Here is a 17,444-nt window from a genome sequence, read left to right on the forward strand (position 1 = left end):
CCGCAATGAAAGGAATGGGAGAAGCGCCCGGCTGCTGGCGGCAACCGGGCATAAGCGTTAAGCGCAGATCTCGTAACAGGGGATGTAGGCGGAACCTGGCAATTTCATACGATGCTGCGCGACGAAACCCTGCAGCAGATCGTCCATGCGACGCATCATCTCTAGATCGCCGTGGATTTTATACGGACCATTAGCTTCAATGGCGCGTATCCCGACCTCCTTCACGTTCCCCGCGACAATACCGGAGAAGGCGCGTCGCAGATCCGCCGCCAGAATCTCAACCGGCTGATCCGGGTACAGTTTCAGGTTGGCCATATTCTCATGCGACGGCTCAAACGGCACCTGCAGATCCGGTGCAATACGCATCGACCAGTTAAAACTATAGGCGTCGCCGGTATCGCGGCGATTCTCTTTCACTTGCGGCATCGCTTTCTTCATCAGCCGCGCTACCTCCGCCGCATCGTCAATGATGATGCGGTAATGACGGCGGGCCGCTTCGCCCAGCGTATGGGTAATAAACTCATCCAGCACGCGGAAGTAATCGGCGCTCTCTTTTGGTCCGGTCAGGATCAGCGGCAACACCTGATTTTTATTGGCTGGATTCATCAGAATACCCAGCAAATAAAGCAGCTCTTCCGCCGTACCCACGCCGCCCGGGAAGATGATGATACCGTGTGCGATACGGACGAACGCTTCCAGGCGTTTTTCGATATCCGGCATGATGATCAGTTCATTCACCAGCGGGTTAGGCGGTTCAGCCGCAATAATGGAAGGCTCAGTCATGCCGATAAAGCGGCTGTCTTTATAACGCTGCTGCGCGTGACCGACCGCCGCGCCCTTCATGGGGGCTTCCATCGCCCCAGGGCCGCAGCCGGTGCAGATGTTCAGCTCGCGTAATCCCAACTGCGTGCCGACGCGACGGGCATACAGGTACTCGTTTTCGTTAATTGAGTGGCCGCCCCAGCATACCACCATGTTTGGCGCTTCGCCGACGTGCAGCGCCCGGGCGTTGCGCAAAATGGAGAACACCAGATTGGTGATATGTGTTGAGCTTTCAAGATCCAGATGCTGGAAACGGCCGGCATTGTGGATCTGCCCATTCACAAAGAGAATGTCGCGCAGCACCGCGAACAGGTTAGCCTGTAGCGCACGAATAATCCGCCCGTCAACAAAAGCGTCTTCAGGCGGGTTAATCAATTCCAGCTTCACGCCGCGCTCGCGGCGCAGTACGTTAATATCGAAATTTTCAAAGCGGGACAGCAGCTCTTTGCTGTTGTCGGTCAGGCTGCCGGAGTTAAGAACGGCAAGTGAACAGTTACGAAACAGTTGATACAGGTCGCTACTGGCCGTGCGTTTCAGCATGTCCACTTCCAGTTGCGACAACATATCCATTGAGCCAAGCGGGCTAATATGTGTAATCAAGTAAACTCCTTATGGGACGCAACACGCCATTCCCTGTTGATTACAATAGCCCTGGCTGATGACCTTTCACAACCTTACATGCGCAATCCGGCACGCAAAATTGACAAAAAAATTACTGTCGCGCCAGCCTGCCCGTGGCGGGCACGAAATCGGTATTGCTGCGCCAGGGATTAATGTCCAGCCCGCCGCGGCGAGTATAGCGCGCATAAACGCTTAACGTTTCCGGCTGGCAGAAGCGCAGAATGTCATTAAAAATACGCTCTACGCACTGCTCGTGAAATTCATTATGGTGACGGAAGGAGACCAGATAACGCAGCAGTTTTTCCCTGTCGATTTTGCGCCCGCGATACTGAATTTGTATCGAGCCCCAGTCCGGCTGGTGGGTGATCAGGCAGTTGGATTTCAACAGATGGCTGACCAGCGTTTCTTCTACTTGCTTCTCGCCGCTGACCGCATGTTGCAGATAGTCGGTAGTAAACTGGTAGTTGTCGATACTGATATCCTGATCGTCAATACAGGCGCCGTGGAAATGGGCGACAGGCTGTCCTTCCAGCTCATCAAGACGATGAAGCCTCACGCTAACGTTGCCCTGCGCGCAGGCGCGCAGATCGCGCTCCAGCGTCTGGCGCACCGTCTCCCAGGTGTCAAAGCGCGTCTGGTTAAAGCTGTTCAGATACAGTTTAAAGCTTTTGGATTCGATTAAATTAACGCTGGTGTAATCCAGTTCGACATGCCCGACGGCGACCTGCGGAAGACCCTGGCTGTTAAGCCAGGAAAGTTCATACAACGTCCAGATATCCGCGCCGTGGAACGGCAAATTATCGGCTGTTAATCCGAGCGGGTCGCGATTCAAACTGCGCGGTACGCCCTGCAGCAGGCTGGCGTCATAATTGTCCCGGTAATCCGTTGATTTTCCGAGAGTCAGGCCATCGAGAGCCTGATGGTTTTCATAAGAAGACATGTTTCACCGTCATAAACCAGATACACTATGCGCCAAGTGTATCCTGGCTTTTATGAAGAGAGAAACTGGTGGACGAACTGACAGCGCAGGCATTGAAAGCCTTTACGACGCGTTACTGCGACGCGTGGCAAGAAAAACACGGTAGCTGGCCGTTGAGCGAAGAACTGTATGGCGTACCTTCTCCGTGCATTATTTCTTCAACCCGCGATGCCGTTTACTGGCAGCCGCAACCTTTTGAAGGCGAAGAAAATGTAAACGCGGTTGAACGCGCCTTTGATATTATGGTACAACCTGCGCTCCACGCGTTTTACACCACGCAGTTTGCTGGCGACATGCCCGCGCAGTTTGCGGATGAAAAGCTTACGCTACTGCAAACCTGGAGTCAGGATGACTTTCGGCGCGTGCAGGAAAATCTGATAGGCCACCTGGTCACGCAAAAGCGGCTCAAGCTTCCTCCCACGCTTTTTATTGCGACGCAGGAAAATGAGCTTGAGGTCATTTCGGTCTGTAATCTGTCCGGCGAGGTGATTAAAGAAACGCTGGGCACCCGCAATCGTACCGTTCTTGCCGCAACGCTTGCGGAATTCCTTACGCAACTTAATCCTCTTCTGTAATCGTTTGCCCTAACAGGTGTGAGAGATCTCTTACAAAGTCTGTAGGAGATCGCCAGGATATCAGCGGATACTGAGCCCCGTTTTCTTATGTAAGTCTATATAAAACAACTAATTAAAATGTTTTTGCGCACTTTCATATGAAAATTTACTTAAGGTATTGTCTGTAAGCGTCTTGTAAGACAAGGTGAAACAGGCGATTCTATCTTCGTCGACAGGGAGTCGTACAACGAAGCGAACGTCAGGATGATGACGCTTCAGCAGGACACGCCAGGATGGTGTTACAAGGAAAGGCTTCAGGATGAAGCAAAGTGGAAAGCGCAGGATGCGTTAAAGGACACCTCCAGGACGGAGAACGAGAGCCGATCAGGATGTTCGGCGGGTCTGGATGACCAGGGACGCTTCAGGAAGAAGCTATCACATCGGGCGATGTGCGCAGGATGCAAACGTTCAGGATGAACAGGCCGTAAGGTCACAGGAAAAGTTGTCACGGATGAGCAGGGAGCACGAAAAGTAGCTGGAATGCTGCGAAACGAACCGGGAGCACTGTTTATACAGTGCTCCCTTTTTTTTGTTATTCTGCGCGCCAGATTTTCATCATTGAGGTTTTAACATGACGACTCATGACCGTGTGCGTCAGCAGTTACATGCGCTTGAAACGCTGTTGCGCGAGCATCGCCACTGGCGGCTGGATGCGCCGCAGGCGCACCTGTTTACCAGCACCCAACCATTTTATATGGATACCATGGAACCGCTGGAATGGCTGCAATGGGTATTGATCCCACGTATGCATACCCTACTTGATAATGCACAACCGCTGCCCGAGGCGTTTGCCGTCGCCCCTTATTATGAAATGGCGCTGGCGGCGGATCATCCGCAGCGGGAGGCGATCCTGGCGGTTTTGCAGGATCTGGATGCGCTATTCGTCCGCGATAAATCCTGATGCTGGAGATCCTCTATCAAGACCCGTGGCTGGTTGCCGTGAATAAACCCGCAGGCTGGCTTGTTCACCGGAGCTGGCTGGATCGCGACGAAAAAGTCGTGGTCATGCAAACGGTGCGCGACCAAATCGGCCAGCATGTTTTTACCGCCCACCGTCTCGACAGACCCACGTCGGGCGTACTGTTAATGGGGCTGTCCAGCGAAGCGGGACGCCGTCTGGCGCAGCAGTTCGAGCAGCACCACATCCGTAAACGCTACCATGCCATTGTGCGCGGCTGGCTGATGGATGACGCGGTACTGGATTATCCGCTGGTGGAAGAGCGCGATAAAATTGCCGATAAATTCGCCCGCGAAGATAAAGCGCCCCAGCCGGCTGTAACGCACTATCGCGGACTGGCGACGGTCGAAATGGCGGTGCCGACCGGACGTTATCCCACCACGCGTTATGGTCTGGTTGAGCTGGAACCAAAAACGGGACGCAAGCACCAGCTTCGTCGTCATCTGGCGCATCTGCGTCATCCTATCATCGGCGACAGCAAGCATGGCGATTTGCGACAAAACCGCAGTGCCGCAGAGCATTTTGCCTGTCGTCGCTTGATGCTTCATGCCAGTCGGCTTGAGCTGACGCACCCCTTCACCGGACAGCCGTTGATAATTCAGGCCGGGTTGGATGAAACCTGGATGCAGGCGCTGACACAGTTTGGCTGGCGGGGACTTCTCCCTGACAATGAAAGGGTTGAGTTTACGGCGGCGTCCCGGCAGGATGAGACTCATCAGGCATAATTCAGGGAGATACGCATAATGGCAGAAATTGGTATTTTTGTCGGGACCATGTATGGCAACTCACTGCTGGTGGCGGAAGAAGCGGAAGCGATCCTCGCCAGACAGGGCCACAGCGCGATCGTGTTTGAAGATCCTGAACTGTCCGACTGGCAGCAATATCAGGATAAGGTTGCGCTGGTCGTTACCTCGACGACCGGGCAGGGCGATCTACCGGATAGCATTGCGCCGCTCTTTCACGGCATTAAAGATACGTTGGGTTTTCAGCCAAACCTGCGTTACGGGGTGATTGCGCTAGGTGATAGCAGCTACCCCAATTTCTGTAATGGCGGCAAACAGTTTGATGCCCTGTTGCAAGAGCAAAGCGCGCAGCGGGTGGGGGAGATGTTATTCATTGACGCCAGCGAACATCCGGAGCCGGAGAGCCAGTCCAATCCCTGGGTTGAAAACTGGGGAACTTTACTTTCCTGAGGTAAATCCCTCCCCCCTACGGGAGGGTACCTTTTCGTTTGCTTGCGTTGCCAGTAAGCAAAATCACGACCTGTACACAGTGTAAAGTAACTGAATCGTGTTAGCTTTGGGCATATGCCCGCAAAAGCGGCAGTTTTTTACGGGCGTTTTCATGTAATCAAGCGACCTGTTTCACATTCTTCTCTTTTTATTCCTCCTGCGTCGACGCCGACGCCTTCTGATTTCATTTCCGTGAAGTGGCTTCCACTGTCCTGGGCTTTTGCCATAAACAGGCGTAATTCATCGCCAAAATACTGTGTTGTTGCACGGTGAGTGTGTGTGGCGCGCTTTTTATACTTCTCCTGCCAGTGAATAAAAGCATGCAGCGTGCAAAGCAAACGACCTAATAAAAGCTGCAACAAGGAAACGTTATCTCTGATTCCCTACCGGTTGTGCAGTTCAGAGTGAGCGTAGCTAACGCGAAATTTCAGGAGTGCAACAATGAGTTCATTAAGTCACGCGGCGAGCAGTGCGGAGAAACGCACGAACGCCCGCTACTGGATAGTGGTGATGCTGTTTATCGTCACATCCTTCAACTACGGCGACCGCGCCACATTGTCCATTGCCGGCTCAGAAATGGCCAAAGATATCGGCCTTGATCCGGTAGGCATGGGCTATGTTTTTTCTGCTTTTTCATGGGCCTATGTTATCGGGCAGATCCCGGGCGGCTGGCTGCTGGACCGCTTTGGTTCCAAACGCGTCTATTTCTGGTCTATTTTCATTTGGTCAGTCTTCACCCTGTTGCAGGGTTTTGTCGATATCTTTAGTGGTTTCGGCATTATTGTCGCCCTCTTTACGCTTCGTTTCCTGGTTGGTCTGGCGGAATCGCCTTCTTTCCCGGGCAACAGTCGCATTGTTGCAGCCTGGTTCCCGGCGCAGGAGAGGGGAACGGCGGTGGCCATCTTTAACTCCGCGCAATACTTTGCCACGGTTATTTTCGCGCCGATTATGGGCTGGCTGACGCACGAAGTGGGCTGGTCGCATGTCTTCTTCTTTATGGGCGGGTTAGGGATCATCATCAGCTTTATCTGGTTGAAAGTTATCCATGAACCAAATAACCATCCGGGCGTAAATAAGAAAGAATTGGAGTACATCGCAGAAGGCGGCGCGCTGATCAATATGGATCAGAAAGACACCAAAGCGAAAGTACCGTTTAGCGTCAAATGGGGCCAGATCAAACAGCTGCTGGGCTCTCGTATGATGATTGGCGTTTACATCGGTCAGTACTGTATTAACGCATTGACCTATTTCTTTATTACCTGGTTCCCGGTCTATTTGGTCCAGGCGCGCGGCATGTCGATTCTCAAAGCGGGCTTTGTCGCCTCGGTTCCTGCAGTCTGCGGCTTTATCGGCGGCGTGTTGGGCGGCATCATTTCCGACTGGCTGATGCGTCGTACTGGCTCCCTGAATATCGCGCGCAAGACGCCGATTGTGCTGGGGATGTTGCTGTCAATGGTTATGGTGTTCTGTAACTATGTGAACGTGGAATGGATGATCATCGGCTTTATGGCGTTGGCCTTCTTCGGTAAAGGTATCGGCGCGTTGGGCTGGGCAGTAATGGCGGATACCGCGCCGAAAGAGATCAGCGGTCTTTCCGGCGGCTTGTTTAATATGTTCGGCAATATTTCCGGTATTGTGACGCCAATCGCGATTGGTTACATCGTTGGCACCACCGGTTCCTTCAACGGCGCGTTGATCTATGTCGGCGTACATGCCCTGGTGGCCATCATCAGCTATCTGGTGCTGGTAGGCGATATTAAGCGTATTGAACTGAAACCTGTCGCAGGACAATTATCATGACAACGCAATCCAGTCCCGTTATTACGGACATGAAGGTCATTCCGGTTGCCGGACATGACAGTATGCTACTCAACATCGGCGGCGCGCATAACGCGTACTTCACCCGTAACATCGTCGTCCTCACCGATAACGCCGGGCATACTGGCGTCGGCGAGGCGCCGGGCGGAGAAGTGATTTATCAGACGCTGGTTGATGCTATTCCGATGGTATTAGGCCAGGAAGTCGCCCGCCTGAACAAAGTGGTGCAGCAGGTGCATAAAGGCAACCAGGCCGCTGATTTTGACACCTTTGGTAAAGGCGCATGGACGTTTGAACTGCGGGTTAACGCGGTGGCGGCTTTGGAAGCGGCGCTGCTTGATCTACTGGGACAGGCGCTTAATGTGCCGGTCTGTGAACTGTTAGGACCCGGTAAACAGCGCGATGCCGTCACCGTGTTGGGCTATCTCTTCTATATTGGCGATCGCACTAAAACCGATCTGCCGTATCTGGAAAGCACGCCGGGCAGTCATGAATGGTATCGTCTGCGCCATCAGGAAGCGCTGAACAGCGACGCGGTCGTGCGGCTGGCGGAAGCGTCTCAGGATCGCTACGGCTTTAAAGATTTTAAACTCAAGGGCGGCGTGCTGCCGGGCGAACAAGAGATTGATACTGTTCGCGCGCTAATAAAACGCTTCCCGGACGCGCGTATTACCGTGGATCCGAACGGCGCCTGGCTACTGGATGAAGCCATTGCGTTGTGCAAAGGGCTGAATGATGTACTGACCTACGCGGAAGATCCGTGCGGCGCGGAGCAAGGATTCTCTGGTCGTGAAGTCATGGCGGAGTTCCGCCGCGCGACAGGACTGCCGGTGGCGACCAATATGATTGCCACCAACTGGCGTGAAATGGGACACGCGGTGATGCTCAACGCGGTAGATATTCCTCTTGCCGACCCGCATTTCTGGACCCTCACCGGCGCCGTTCGCGTGGCGCAACTGTGCGATGACTGGGGGCTAACCTGGGGCTGCCATTCGAATAACCATTTTGATATTTCACTGGCGATGTTTACCCATGTCGGCGCGGCGGCGCCAGGCAAACCCACCGCTATTGATACGCACTGGATCTGGCAGGAGGGCGATTGCCGCCTGACTAAAAATCCGCTGGAAATTAAAAACGGCAAAATTGCCGTTCCGGATGCGCCAGGACTGGGCGTGGAGCTTGACTGGGAACAGGTGCGAAAAGCGCATGACGCGTATAAAAAGCTGCCAGGCGGCGCGCGTAATGATGCAGGCCCGATGCAATACCTGATCCCCGGCTGGACTTTTGACCGCAAACGCCCTGTTTTTGGTCGTCACTAATTCTGAATAAGGACACAGTTATGAGTACTCAATTTACGACGCCTGTAGTGACTGAAATGCAGGTTATCCCGGTTGCGGGTCATGACAGTATGCTGATGAACCTGAGCGGCGCGCACGCCCCGTTCTTCACGCGCAACATCGTCATTATTAAAGATAACTCCGGCCATACCGGGGTCGGCGAGATTCCGGGCGGCGAAAAAATTCGCAAAACGCTGGAAGATGCGATCCCACTGGTGGTGGGAAAAACGCTGGGTGAATATAAAAATGTCCTGACCGCCGTTCGCAACCAGTTTGCCGATCGCGATGCGGGCGGACGCGGTTTACAAACATTCGATCTCCGTACCACTATCCATGTGGTGACTGGTATTGAAGCGGCAATGCTTGACCTTTTGGGCCAACACCTGGGCGTCAACGTCGCTTCGCTGTTAGGCGACGGTCAGCAGCGCAGCGAAGTCGAAATGCTGGGTTATCTGTTCTTTGTCGGCAATCGCAAGGCTACGCCGCTGCCGTATCAGAGCCAGCCGGATGAGCAATGCGACTGGTATCGTCTGCGCCATGAAGAGGCGATGACGCCGGAAACGGTAGTGCGTCTGGCGGAAGCTGCCTATGAAAAATACGGCTTCAACGACTTCAAACTGAAAGGCGGCGTGCTGGCGGGCGAAGAAGAGGCCGAGTCAATAGTAGCGCTGGCGAAACGTTTCCCACAAGCGCGCGTCACGCTCGATCCAAACGGTGCCTGGTCGCTGAACGAAGCGATCAGCATTGGTAAATACCTGAAAGGTTCTCTGGCCTATGCAGAAGATCCGTGTGGCGCGGAACAGGGTTTTTCCGGGCGTGAAGTGATGGCGGAATTCCGTCGCGCGACCGGATTACCGACGGCCACCAATATGATAGCGACCGACTGGCGTCAAATGGGGCATACGCTGTCGCTGCAATCCGTCGATATCCCGCTGGCGGACCCGCACTTCTGGACTATGCAAGGCTCTGTACGCGTGGCGCAAATGTGTCATGAGTTCGGTCTGACCTGGGGCTCGCACTCTAACAACCACTTTGATATTTCGTTGGCGATGTTTACCCATGTTGCCGCGGCGGCGCCGGGCAAGATCACCGCGATCGATACCCACTGGATCTGGCAGGAAGGCAACCAACGTCTGACTAAAGAACCGTTTGAAATTAAAGGCGGCATGGTGCAAGTACCGACCAAACCGGGGCTGGGCGTTGAGCTCGATATGGATCAGGTGATGAAAGCGCATGAGCTCTATCAAAAACATGGCTTAGGCGCGCGTGACGACGCGATGGGAATGCAGTACTTAATTCCTGGCTGGACGTTTGATAATAAGCGTCCTTGCATGGTGCGTTAAGTCAGAACCGGTTCCGTAAGGAACCGGTGCTTCTCTGGGTGTATGCTTAACAGGATCAACATGCGTAAGGACGACTTATGAAAATAGTGATCGCACCAGACTCGTATAAGGAAAGTTTGAGTGCTCTTGAGGTAGCGACCGCCATTGAACAAGGATTTCGCGAGATCTGGCCTGACGCCGATTACCTGAAATTGCCGCTGGCTGATGGCGGAGAAGGTACTGTCGAAGCGATGGTTGAAGCGACGGCGGGTCGAATCGTGCATGTTGAGGTCACCGGGCCGTTGGGGCATCGCGTCAATGCGTTTTATGGGCTTTCCGGCGATGCGCGTTCCGCGTTCATTGAAATGGCGGCCGCCAGCGGGCTGGAGCAGGTGCCGCCCGCGCAACGCGATCCGCTGAAGACCACGTCATGGGGAACCGGCGAGCTGATCCGTCATGCGCTGGATGCGGGCGTTGAGCATATCATTATTGGTATCGGCGGTAGCGCCACCAACGATGGTGGCGCGGGGATGGTACAGGCGCTGGGGGCCAGGCTACGGGATGCGCAGGGCAATGATATTGCGCAAGGCGGCATTGGGCTGGAAACACTCGCCAGCATTGATATCAGCGGCCTGGATAAGCGTTTGTCGGCGTGCCATATAGAGGTCGCCTGCGATGTCACGAATCCCCTTACCGGCAAAGAGGGCGCGTCTGCGGTTTTTGGTCCGCAAAAAGGGGCGACGCCGGAAATGATTGAACGCCTGGATACGGCATTGACTCGCTATGCGCATTTGATTGCCCGCGATCTGCATGTCGATGTGTTGGAGCTGGCAGGCGGCGGCGCGGCAGGCGGCATGGGGGCGGCGTTATACGCGTTTTGCGGCGCGCAGCTACGGCGTGGTATTGAGATTGTCACCGATGCGCTTCATCTGGAAGCGTGTCTTGCGGATGCTGATTTAGTCATCACCGGCGAGGGACGCATCGACAGTCAGACCATTCACGGTAAAGTCCCTATTGGCGTGGCAAACATCGCCAAACGGTATAACAAGCCGGTAATTGGTATTGCGGGTAGCCTGACGGCGGACGTTGGCGTGGTTCATGAACATGGGCTTGATGCCGTTTTCAGCGTGATTTATACCATCTGCACGCTGGAGGACGCGCTGAAGAATGCGAGTGAAAACGTACGAATGACCGCGCGCAACGTGGCTGCAACGCTGAAAGCGGGGCAACAGTTACGCTGAGTTGTAGGCCGGATAAGGCGGTCACGCCGCCATCCGGCGAATATCAGCCTAATATCTTCTTCGCTTCACGCGCGACATTATCCATCTCATCCAGCAGCTCCAGAAACTCAGGCTCCAGCTCCTCTTCGTGGACGCCGCTGCGAAGCTGTTGCTCAATAAGCTGGCAAAGGTTCTTCATCCGCGGTACGCCGCTATAGCCGCAGCTCCCGTGTAGCTTATGGACCAGATCGACCAGACCGTTGGGATTTTCTCCCACCAGTTGTTCTTCAATTTTGTTGCGCACTTCCGGCAGAAAATCAATCAGCATTTGCAGCATATCCCGCGCCAGATCGGGCTTACCGGCAGCCTGGCGGAGCGCAAGCTGCCAGTCGAGCGTTGCATTCGGATTGAAGATAAATTCAGCCGGTTCCGGCGCCATCAGACGCGCTGCTACGTTGGCGCCAGGTTTATAGCGCAGCAACAGATTATGCAACTTCTCTTCTTCTATCGGTTTAGCCAGATAGTCGTTCATGCCCGCGCTGAGCAACTTCTCTTTTTGCCCGGCCATCGCATGTGCCGTAACGGCAATAACCGGTGTTTGCTGCTGATGAGGAAGCTGGTGAATCAATTCGCAGGCGCGTATGCCGTCCATATCCGGCATCTGAATATCCATCAAAATCAGATCAAACTGCATTTGTTTCGCCCGATCCACCGCCTGATGTCCGCTATCACAAAGTTCTACGTGCTGGACTTTATCTTCCAGTAACGCGCCGATAAGCTTCAGATTAGCGGGATTATCATCAACCGCCATAACCGTCATGGTGATTTTACTGGTATCCATTAGCAGCGGTTCAGGATGGTGATTCAACTGGCAATATTCCGTCAGCGCTGGCAACAGGCGCGTTGACGTCAATGGTTTTAACAGACAGGCCGCCGCGCCTCCTTGTTTCAGCTTTTCGGCGTTAATTTGCGCATGGCAAGGTAGCGCCAGCAGTAGAAAGTCCGTCATTGACGCTGCTTTCGCCAGACGTTCATGCTGCATGGTGAGCGGCTCGCGGAAGGTCACCGGAACGCTCAAAATCATAATATCGTAGTGCGCTAACGGCAGCGCGGAGAAGGTCGGGCTGTAAACCACTTCCACCGGCGTGTCGCTCAGCAGATCCAGGGTACATTGCGCGGCGGTAGCATTCGGTTCGATATAAGCCAGTCGTTTCCCGGCCAGACACGCGGTCGACGGCCCGTCAATAATGACATTTGGGTTAAGATCAAGATTAATATGAAACCAGAAGGTCGAGCCGCGATTAGGCTGGCTGTGGAAAGAGATATCCCCGCCCATTTCGTTGACCAGCTTTTGCGTAATCACCAGCCCAAGCCCGGTGCCGCCGTGACGGCGAGAAATACTGGCATCGGCCTGGCGAAACGCCTGAAACAGTCGCGACTGGTCGCGCTCCGGAATGCCGATCCCCGTATCCCGGATCTGCACTTCAATCTGTACTTTGGTGTTACTGAGCGCCCGCTTTTCTACCAGAATATCGATATTGCCACTCTCGGTGAACTTAATGGCATTACCCACCAGATTAGTAATGACCTGTTGCAGGCGCAGCGGGTCGCCAATCACATTATCCGGGACGTCGTTTTTAATATTTAACGTCAACTCCAGCCCTTTATCATGCGACGAGTGGGCCAGCAGCGTAACCACTTCATCCAGCGTATTACGCAGTGGAAAAGGGATACTTTCCAGAATGAGTTTACCGGCTTCCAGCTTGGAGAAGTCGAGCACGTCATTAATGATCGCCAGCAGATTATTCGCAGAACGCTCAATGGTGTTCAGATGGTCGCGCTGGGTGGGATTCAGCTCCGTTTTTAATGTCAGGCGGGTAAAGCCAATGACGCCGTTCAGCGGCGTTCGCAGTTCGTGCGACATGTTCGCCAGGAACTCCGACTTAATACGCGCCGCTTCCTGGGCGCGCTTTTTCGCCAGATCGAGCTCAACGTTTTGGATTTCCATCTGCTCAAGGGTTTCACGCAGGTCTGAAGTGGCCTGATCGATATTATGCTGCATCTCTTCGTGATAGGCGGCAAGCGACATCGCCATGGAATTAATGCCGTTTTTCAGCATGTCCAGCTCGCCCAGCATAAATCCTTCCACACGGCTATCCAGTTGTCCGCGGCGAATGCGGTCAACGGTATTCACCATATTACGGATAGGCCCGGTGACATCGCGCATAAGCCGCCAGCCAAAGATCAGCGCAATGCCAATACAAAAAAGCATCATCACGCTGGAGATAAAAATCTCTTTGTATTGCTGTAGCCTGACCGACTTGAGATCCAGTTCAAGCGCCACATACCCCAGCATATTTTTGGTATTTTTCGCGTCAGCAATCGCTGACTCGTCCGGCGAATAGCTCTCCGAGATAATCGGGGTGCGCAGAATCATAATATCGCCGTGGCGATCGACGCTCAGACGACGTGGAAACGGCGCTCCGGCGGGAAGCTGCATCTGTGAGGGGTCCAGATGGAAATTAGACGTTACAAACAGGCGGTTATGATCGTCATAAACGGAAATCGCCCGCACAATATCAGAGTGTCTGCGGTGCAGGACGCTGATAAGTTGGCCGATAGACTCCCGGTTTTGTAAGTTCATACCATATTCGCTGGAGACGGCGAGCGGTTCAATAATACTGGCGCCGGCATCTTCCAGTTGACGCTGCAGGTCGTTATAGCGGTGCACTACAAAAAAGATACTGAGCAGCAAACCTATCAGGACGGTCGGGGCCAGGATCAGAATCATCATGCGTGCGCGCAGGCTGTAGTTGGTCATGGAGTTCCGTTATGGGACAATTAGGGTCACACTGTTAAATTGAGAAAAAGCTGGTCAATGGCGCAATTCTACTCTGCAAAACGGCGCGTGACGACGCGTCAGATCATAACCGTTAAAGTCAATGACCTCGATTCATTTGGTCAGGGCGTAGCCCGTCATAACGGAAAGGCGCTGTTTATCCCCGGTTTATTGCCTGAGGAAAGCGCAGAAGTCATTATTACAGAAGATAAAAAGCAATTTGCCCGCGCACGCGTTTCGCGCCGTTTGAATGATAGCCCGGAACGAGAAACGCCGCGCTGCCCGCATTTTGGCGTCTGCGGCGGTTGTCAGCAACAGCATGTCGGCATCGACCTGCAACAACGCAGCAAAAGCGCGGCGCTGGCGCGTTTAATGAAACATGAGGTGAATGACATCATCGCCGGCGCGCCCTGGGGTTATCGGCGTCGTGCGCGGTTAAGTCTGAATTGCCCGCCGGATAAACCGCTGCAAATGGGATTTCGCAAAGCGGGTTCCAGCGATATCGTCAATGTCGAACAGTGCCCTGTTTTGGCGCCCCAGCTTGCAGCATTGCTGCCCCGAATCAGGGCGTGTCTGGCGAGTTTACACGGCACCCGACATCTTGGGCATGTTGAGCTGGTACAGGCGGGAAGCGGTACGCTGATGATTCTGCGCCATACCGCGCCATTAAGTGCGGCGGATAAAGAAAAACTGGAACGCTTTTCGCATTCTGAGGGATTGTCTCTGTTTCTGGCGCCGTTTAGCGAGATACTGGAAACGGTATCTGGCGAAGCGCCCTGGTATGATTCGCACGGCTTACGTTTAGCCTTCAGTCCGCGAGACTTTATTCAGGTTAATGAGGCGGTAAACCAGCAAATGGTCGCCCGCGCGCTGGAGTGGCTTGATGTGCGCGCCGAGGATCGTGTCCTGGATCTGTTCTGCGGAATGGGGAATTTTACGCTGCCGCTGGCAACGCGCGCGGCAAGCGTGGTAGGGGTTGAGGGCGTTCAGGCGCTGGTAGAAAAAGGCCGTGAAAACGCCATCCGCAATGGTTTACATAATGTGACATTCTTCCATGAGAACCTGGAGGAAGATGTCACGAAGCAGCCGTGGGCGAAAAACGGCTTTGACAAAGTCTTACTCGATCCTGCGCGTGCGGGGGCTACAGGAGTGATGCGACATATTATAAAATTAAAACCTATTCGCATTGTTTATGTATCCTGTAACCCGGCGACGCTGGCGCGCGATAGTGAAGCGCTGGTCAATGCGGGATATGAGGTTACGCGTTTAGCGATGCTCGACATGTTCCCGCACACAGGACATCTGGAATCAATGGTTCTGTTCGAGCGCATGTAATGATTACCGGCTTACCGACTTCGGTAGGCCTGGTCCCTTAAGGAGAGGACGATGGTCGCGGTAAGAAGTGCACATATTAATAAAGCTGGTGAATTTGATCCGAAGAAGTGGATCGCAAGCCTGGGAATTTCCAGCCAGCAGTCGTGTGAGCGCTTAGCCGAAACCTGGGCGTATTGCCTGCAACAGACACAAGGACATCCGGATGCGGATCTGTTGCTGTGGCGTGGCGTGGAGATGGTAGAAATTCTTTCCACGCTGAGTATGGATATCGACACGCTGCGGGCGGCGCTACTGTTCCCTCTGGCCGACGCCAACGTAGTCAGCGAAGATGTACTGCGCGAAAGCGTCGGCAAATCTATCGTTACCCTGATTCATGGCGTGCGTGATATGGCGGCGATCCGTCAGCTAAACGCCACTCATAACGACTCTGTTTCTTCGGAGCAGGTTGATAACGTCCGTCGAATGTTATTGGCGATGGTGGATGATTTCCGCTGCGTGGTCATCAAACTGGCCGAGCGAATCGCTCATTTGCGCGAAGTGAAAGAGGCGCCGGAAGATGAGCGCGTGCTGGCGGCGAAAGAATGTACCAACATCTATGCGCCGCTCGCTAATCGTCTGGGCATCGGGCAACTGAAGTGGGAACTGGAAGACTACTGTTTCCGCTACCTGCATCCGGCGGAATACAAACGCATCGCCAAACTGCTGCATGAGCGCCGTCTCGATCGCGAACATTACATCGAAGAGTTTGTTGGACATCTGCGCGCCGAAATGAAAAACGAAGGCGTGCAGGCGGAAGTCTACGGACGACCAAAACATATTTATAGCATCTGGCGCAAAATGCAGAAAAAGCATCTGGCGTTTGATGAACTCTTTGACGTGCGCGCCGTGCGTATCGTCGCTGAACGTCTGCAAGACTGCTACGCCGCGTTGGGGATAGTGCATACGCATTATCGCCACCTGCCGGATGAATTCGATGATTATGTCGCTAACCCCAAACCGAACGGTTACCAGTCTATCCACACCGTGGTCCTGGGGCCGGGCGGTAAAACCGTTGAGATCCAGATCCGTACCAAACAGATGCATGAAGACGCCGAACTGGGCGTGGCGGCACACTGGAAGTATAAAGAAGGCGCCGCGTCCGGCGGCGTGCGTTCCGGTCATGAAGACAGAATTGCGTGGCTGCGTAAGCTGATCGCCTGGCAGGAAGAGATGGCCGACTCCGGCGAAATGCTGGATGAAGTGCGCAGCCAGGTGTTTGACGATCGGGTCTACGTTTTTACGCCAAAAGGCGACGTGGTTGACTTGCCTGCCGGATCTACGCCGCTCGATTTTGCTTACCACATCCACAGCGATGTCGGGCACCGCTGCATTGGCGCTAAAATCGGCGGCCGTATTGTGCCATTCACCTATCAGTTGCAGATGGGCGATCAGGTTGAAATTATCACGCAGAAGCAGCCGAATCCCAGCCGCGACTGGCTGAATCCAAACCTGGGCTATGTGACGACCAGCCGCGGACGCTCGAAAATTCACGCCTGGTTCCGTAAACAGGACCGTGACAAAAATATCCTGGCTGGACGGCAGATCCTCGACGATGAGCTGGCGCATTTGGGGATTAGCCTGAAAGAGGCCGAGAAACATCTGCTGCCGCGCTACAACTTTAATGAGCTGGAAGAGTTGCTGGCGGCGATAGGCGGCGGCGATATCCGTCTTAATCAGATGGTGAATTTCCTGCAATCGCAGTTCAATAAGCCGAGTGCAGAGGAGCAGGATGCAGCGGCGCTGAAACAGCTTCAGCAAAAAACATACGCGCCGCAAAATCGTCGTAAAGACGACGGGCGCGTGGTGGTAGAAGGCGTGGGTAATTTGATGCACCACATTGCCCGCTGCTGCCAGCCGATTCCGGGGGATGAAATTGTCGGCTTCATTACTCAGGGGCGGGGGATTTCCGTGCACCGGGCCGACTGCGAACAGCTGGCGGAACTGCGCTCCCATGCGCCGGAGCGGATCGTAGAGGCGGTATGGGGCGAAAGCTACTCGGCGGGATATTCGCTGGTGGTGCGCGTCCAGGCCAACGATCGCAGCGGCTTGCTGCGCGATATCACCACTATTCTGGCTAACGAAAAAGTCAACGTGCTGGGCGTCGCCAGCCGCAGCGACATTAAACAGCAGATCGCCACCATTGATATGACCATCGAGATCTACAACCTGCAGGTGCTGGGCCGCGTGCTCGGTAAGCTGAACCAGGTGCCGGATGTGATTGATGCACGGCGACTGCACGGGGGGTAAAGTGAAACGTTATTATCTACAAAGTAGTCTGATATATCTACCCGTTATACTTTACGTTGCC

14 protein-coding genes are annotated in these 17,444 nt (G+C 54.1%); 10 read left to right on the forward strand and 4 right to left on the reverse strand.

Annotated features, from left to right (window positions below):
• Positions 1-57 precede the first annotated feature (57 nt).
• On the reverse strand, positions 58-1,422 hold the full coding sequence (gene ppnN / locus ACLJTG_RS07920) for a nucleotide 5'-monophosphate nucleosidase PpnN (protein ID WP_079951091.1): 1,365 nt from the start codon (positions 1,420-1,422) through the stop codon (positions 58-60).
• A 112-nt stretch (positions 1,423-1,534) separates the two neighbouring features.
• Positions 1,535-2,383, reverse strand: a complete 849-nt coding sequence (queF, locus tag ACLJTG_RS07925) for an NADPH-dependent 7-cyano-7-deazaguanine reductase QueF (protein ID WP_000100459.1) — start codon at positions 2,381-2,383, stop codon at positions 1,535-1,537.
• 68 nt (positions 2,384-2,451) lie between these two features.
• Between queF and syd the strand changes: the two genes are divergently transcribed.
• From syd to ACLJTG_RS07945, 4 genes are all read left to right on the forward strand, one after another.
• On the forward strand, positions 2,452-2,997 hold the full coding sequence (gene syd / locus ACLJTG_RS07930) for a SecY-interacting protein (protein WP_000343990.1): 546 nt from the start codon (positions 2,452-2,454) through the stop codon (positions 2,995-2,997).
• Positions 2,998-3,607: 610 nt separating this feature from the next.
• A complete protein-coding gene (locus tag ACLJTG_RS07935; protein WP_000207012.1) occupies positions 3,608-3,937 on the forward strand; it encodes a YqcC family protein in 330 nt (109 codons plus the stop codon).
• Entirely contained in the window at positions 3,937-4,719 is a 783-nt protein-coding gene (gene truC / locus ACLJTG_RS07940; RefSeq protein ID WP_001619863.1) for a tRNA pseudouridine(65) synthase TruC, read from the forward strand. Before ACLJTG_RS07935 ends, truC begins: the two co-directional genes overlap by 1 nt.
• Before the next feature lie 18 nt (positions 4,720-4,737).
• Complete coding sequence (locus tag ACLJTG_RS07945) at positions 4,738-5,187, forward strand: flavodoxin (RefSeq protein WP_000807731.1); 450 nt, start codon at positions 4,738-4,740, stop codon at positions 5,185-5,187.
• A 149-nt stretch (positions 5,188-5,336) separates the two neighbouring features.
• Here ACLJTG_RS07945 and ACLJTG_RS07950 read toward each other — a convergent pair whose 3' ends face one another.
• Positions 5,337-5,585, reverse strand: a complete 249-nt coding sequence (locus tag ACLJTG_RS07950) for a hypothetical protein (protein ID WP_001531815.1) — start codon at positions 5,583-5,585, stop codon at positions 5,337-5,339.
• Positions 5,586-5,667: 82 nt separating this feature from the next.
• Here ACLJTG_RS07950 and gudP point away from each other — a divergent pair, with 82 nt between their 5' ends.
• The 4 genes from gudP (at position 5,668) to ACLJTG_RS07970 (ending at position 10,944) form a co-directional block, all read left to right on the forward strand.
• Positions 5,668-7,026, forward strand: a complete 1,359-nt coding sequence (gudP, locus tag ACLJTG_RS07955) for a galactarate/glucarate/glycerate transporter GudP (RefSeq protein WP_000097015.1) — start codon at positions 5,668-5,670, stop codon at positions 7,024-7,026.
• On the forward strand, positions 7,023-8,363 hold the full coding sequence (locus ACLJTG_RS07960) for an enolase C-terminal domain-like protein (protein ID WP_410958917.1): 1,341 nt from the start codon (positions 7,023-7,025) through the stop codon (positions 8,361-8,363). Before gudP ends, ACLJTG_RS07960 begins: the two co-directional genes overlap by 4 nt.
• A 20-nt stretch (positions 8,364-8,383) precedes the next feature.
• Entirely contained in the window at positions 8,384-9,724 is a 1,341-nt protein-coding gene (gudD, locus tag ACLJTG_RS07965) for a glucarate dehydratase (RefSeq protein ID WP_000107113.1), read from the forward strand.
• A gap of 77 nt (positions 9,725-9,801) precedes the next feature.
• The gene (locus ACLJTG_RS07970) at positions 9,802-10,944 is read left to right on the forward strand and encodes a glycerate kinase (protein ID WP_000706481.1); all 1,143 of its coding nucleotides are present in this window, start codon (positions 9,802-9,804) and stop codon (positions 10,942-10,944) included.
• Between the two features lie 43 nt (positions 10,945-10,987).
• On the opposite strand, the gene barA is transcribed toward ACLJTG_RS07970, so the two are convergent.
• Positions 10,988-13,744 carry a two-component sensor histidine kinase BarA gene (gene barA / locus ACLJTG_RS07975; RefSeq protein WP_000186397.1) on the reverse strand — a complete coding sequence of 919 codons (2,757 nt, stop codon included), beginning with the start codon at positions 13,742-13,744 and terminating at the stop codon, positions 10,988-10,990.
• A 57-nt stretch (positions 13,745-13,801) separates the two neighbouring features.
• On the opposite strand from barA, the gene rlmD reads away from it, so the two are divergent.
• Positions 13,802-15,097 carry a 23S rRNA (uracil(1939)-C(5))-methyltransferase RlmD gene (gene rlmD, locus ACLJTG_RS07980; protein ID WP_021000727.1) on the forward strand — a complete coding sequence of 432 codons (1,296 nt, stop codon included), beginning with the start codon at positions 13,802-13,804 and terminating at the stop codon, positions 15,095-15,097.
• Positions 15,098-15,148: 51 nt separating this feature from the next.
• Entirely contained in the window at positions 15,149-17,383 is a 2,235-nt protein-coding gene (relA, locus tag ACLJTG_RS07985; RefSeq protein ID WP_000226841.1) for a GTP diphosphokinase, read from the forward strand.
• Positions 17,384-17,444: the final 61 nt, after the last annotated feature.

The organism is Salmonella sp. SAL00672, from assembly GCF_046552175.1.
GTDB lineage: Bacteria > Pseudomonadota > Gammaproteobacteria > Enterobacterales > Enterobacteriaceae > Salmonella > Salmonella enterica.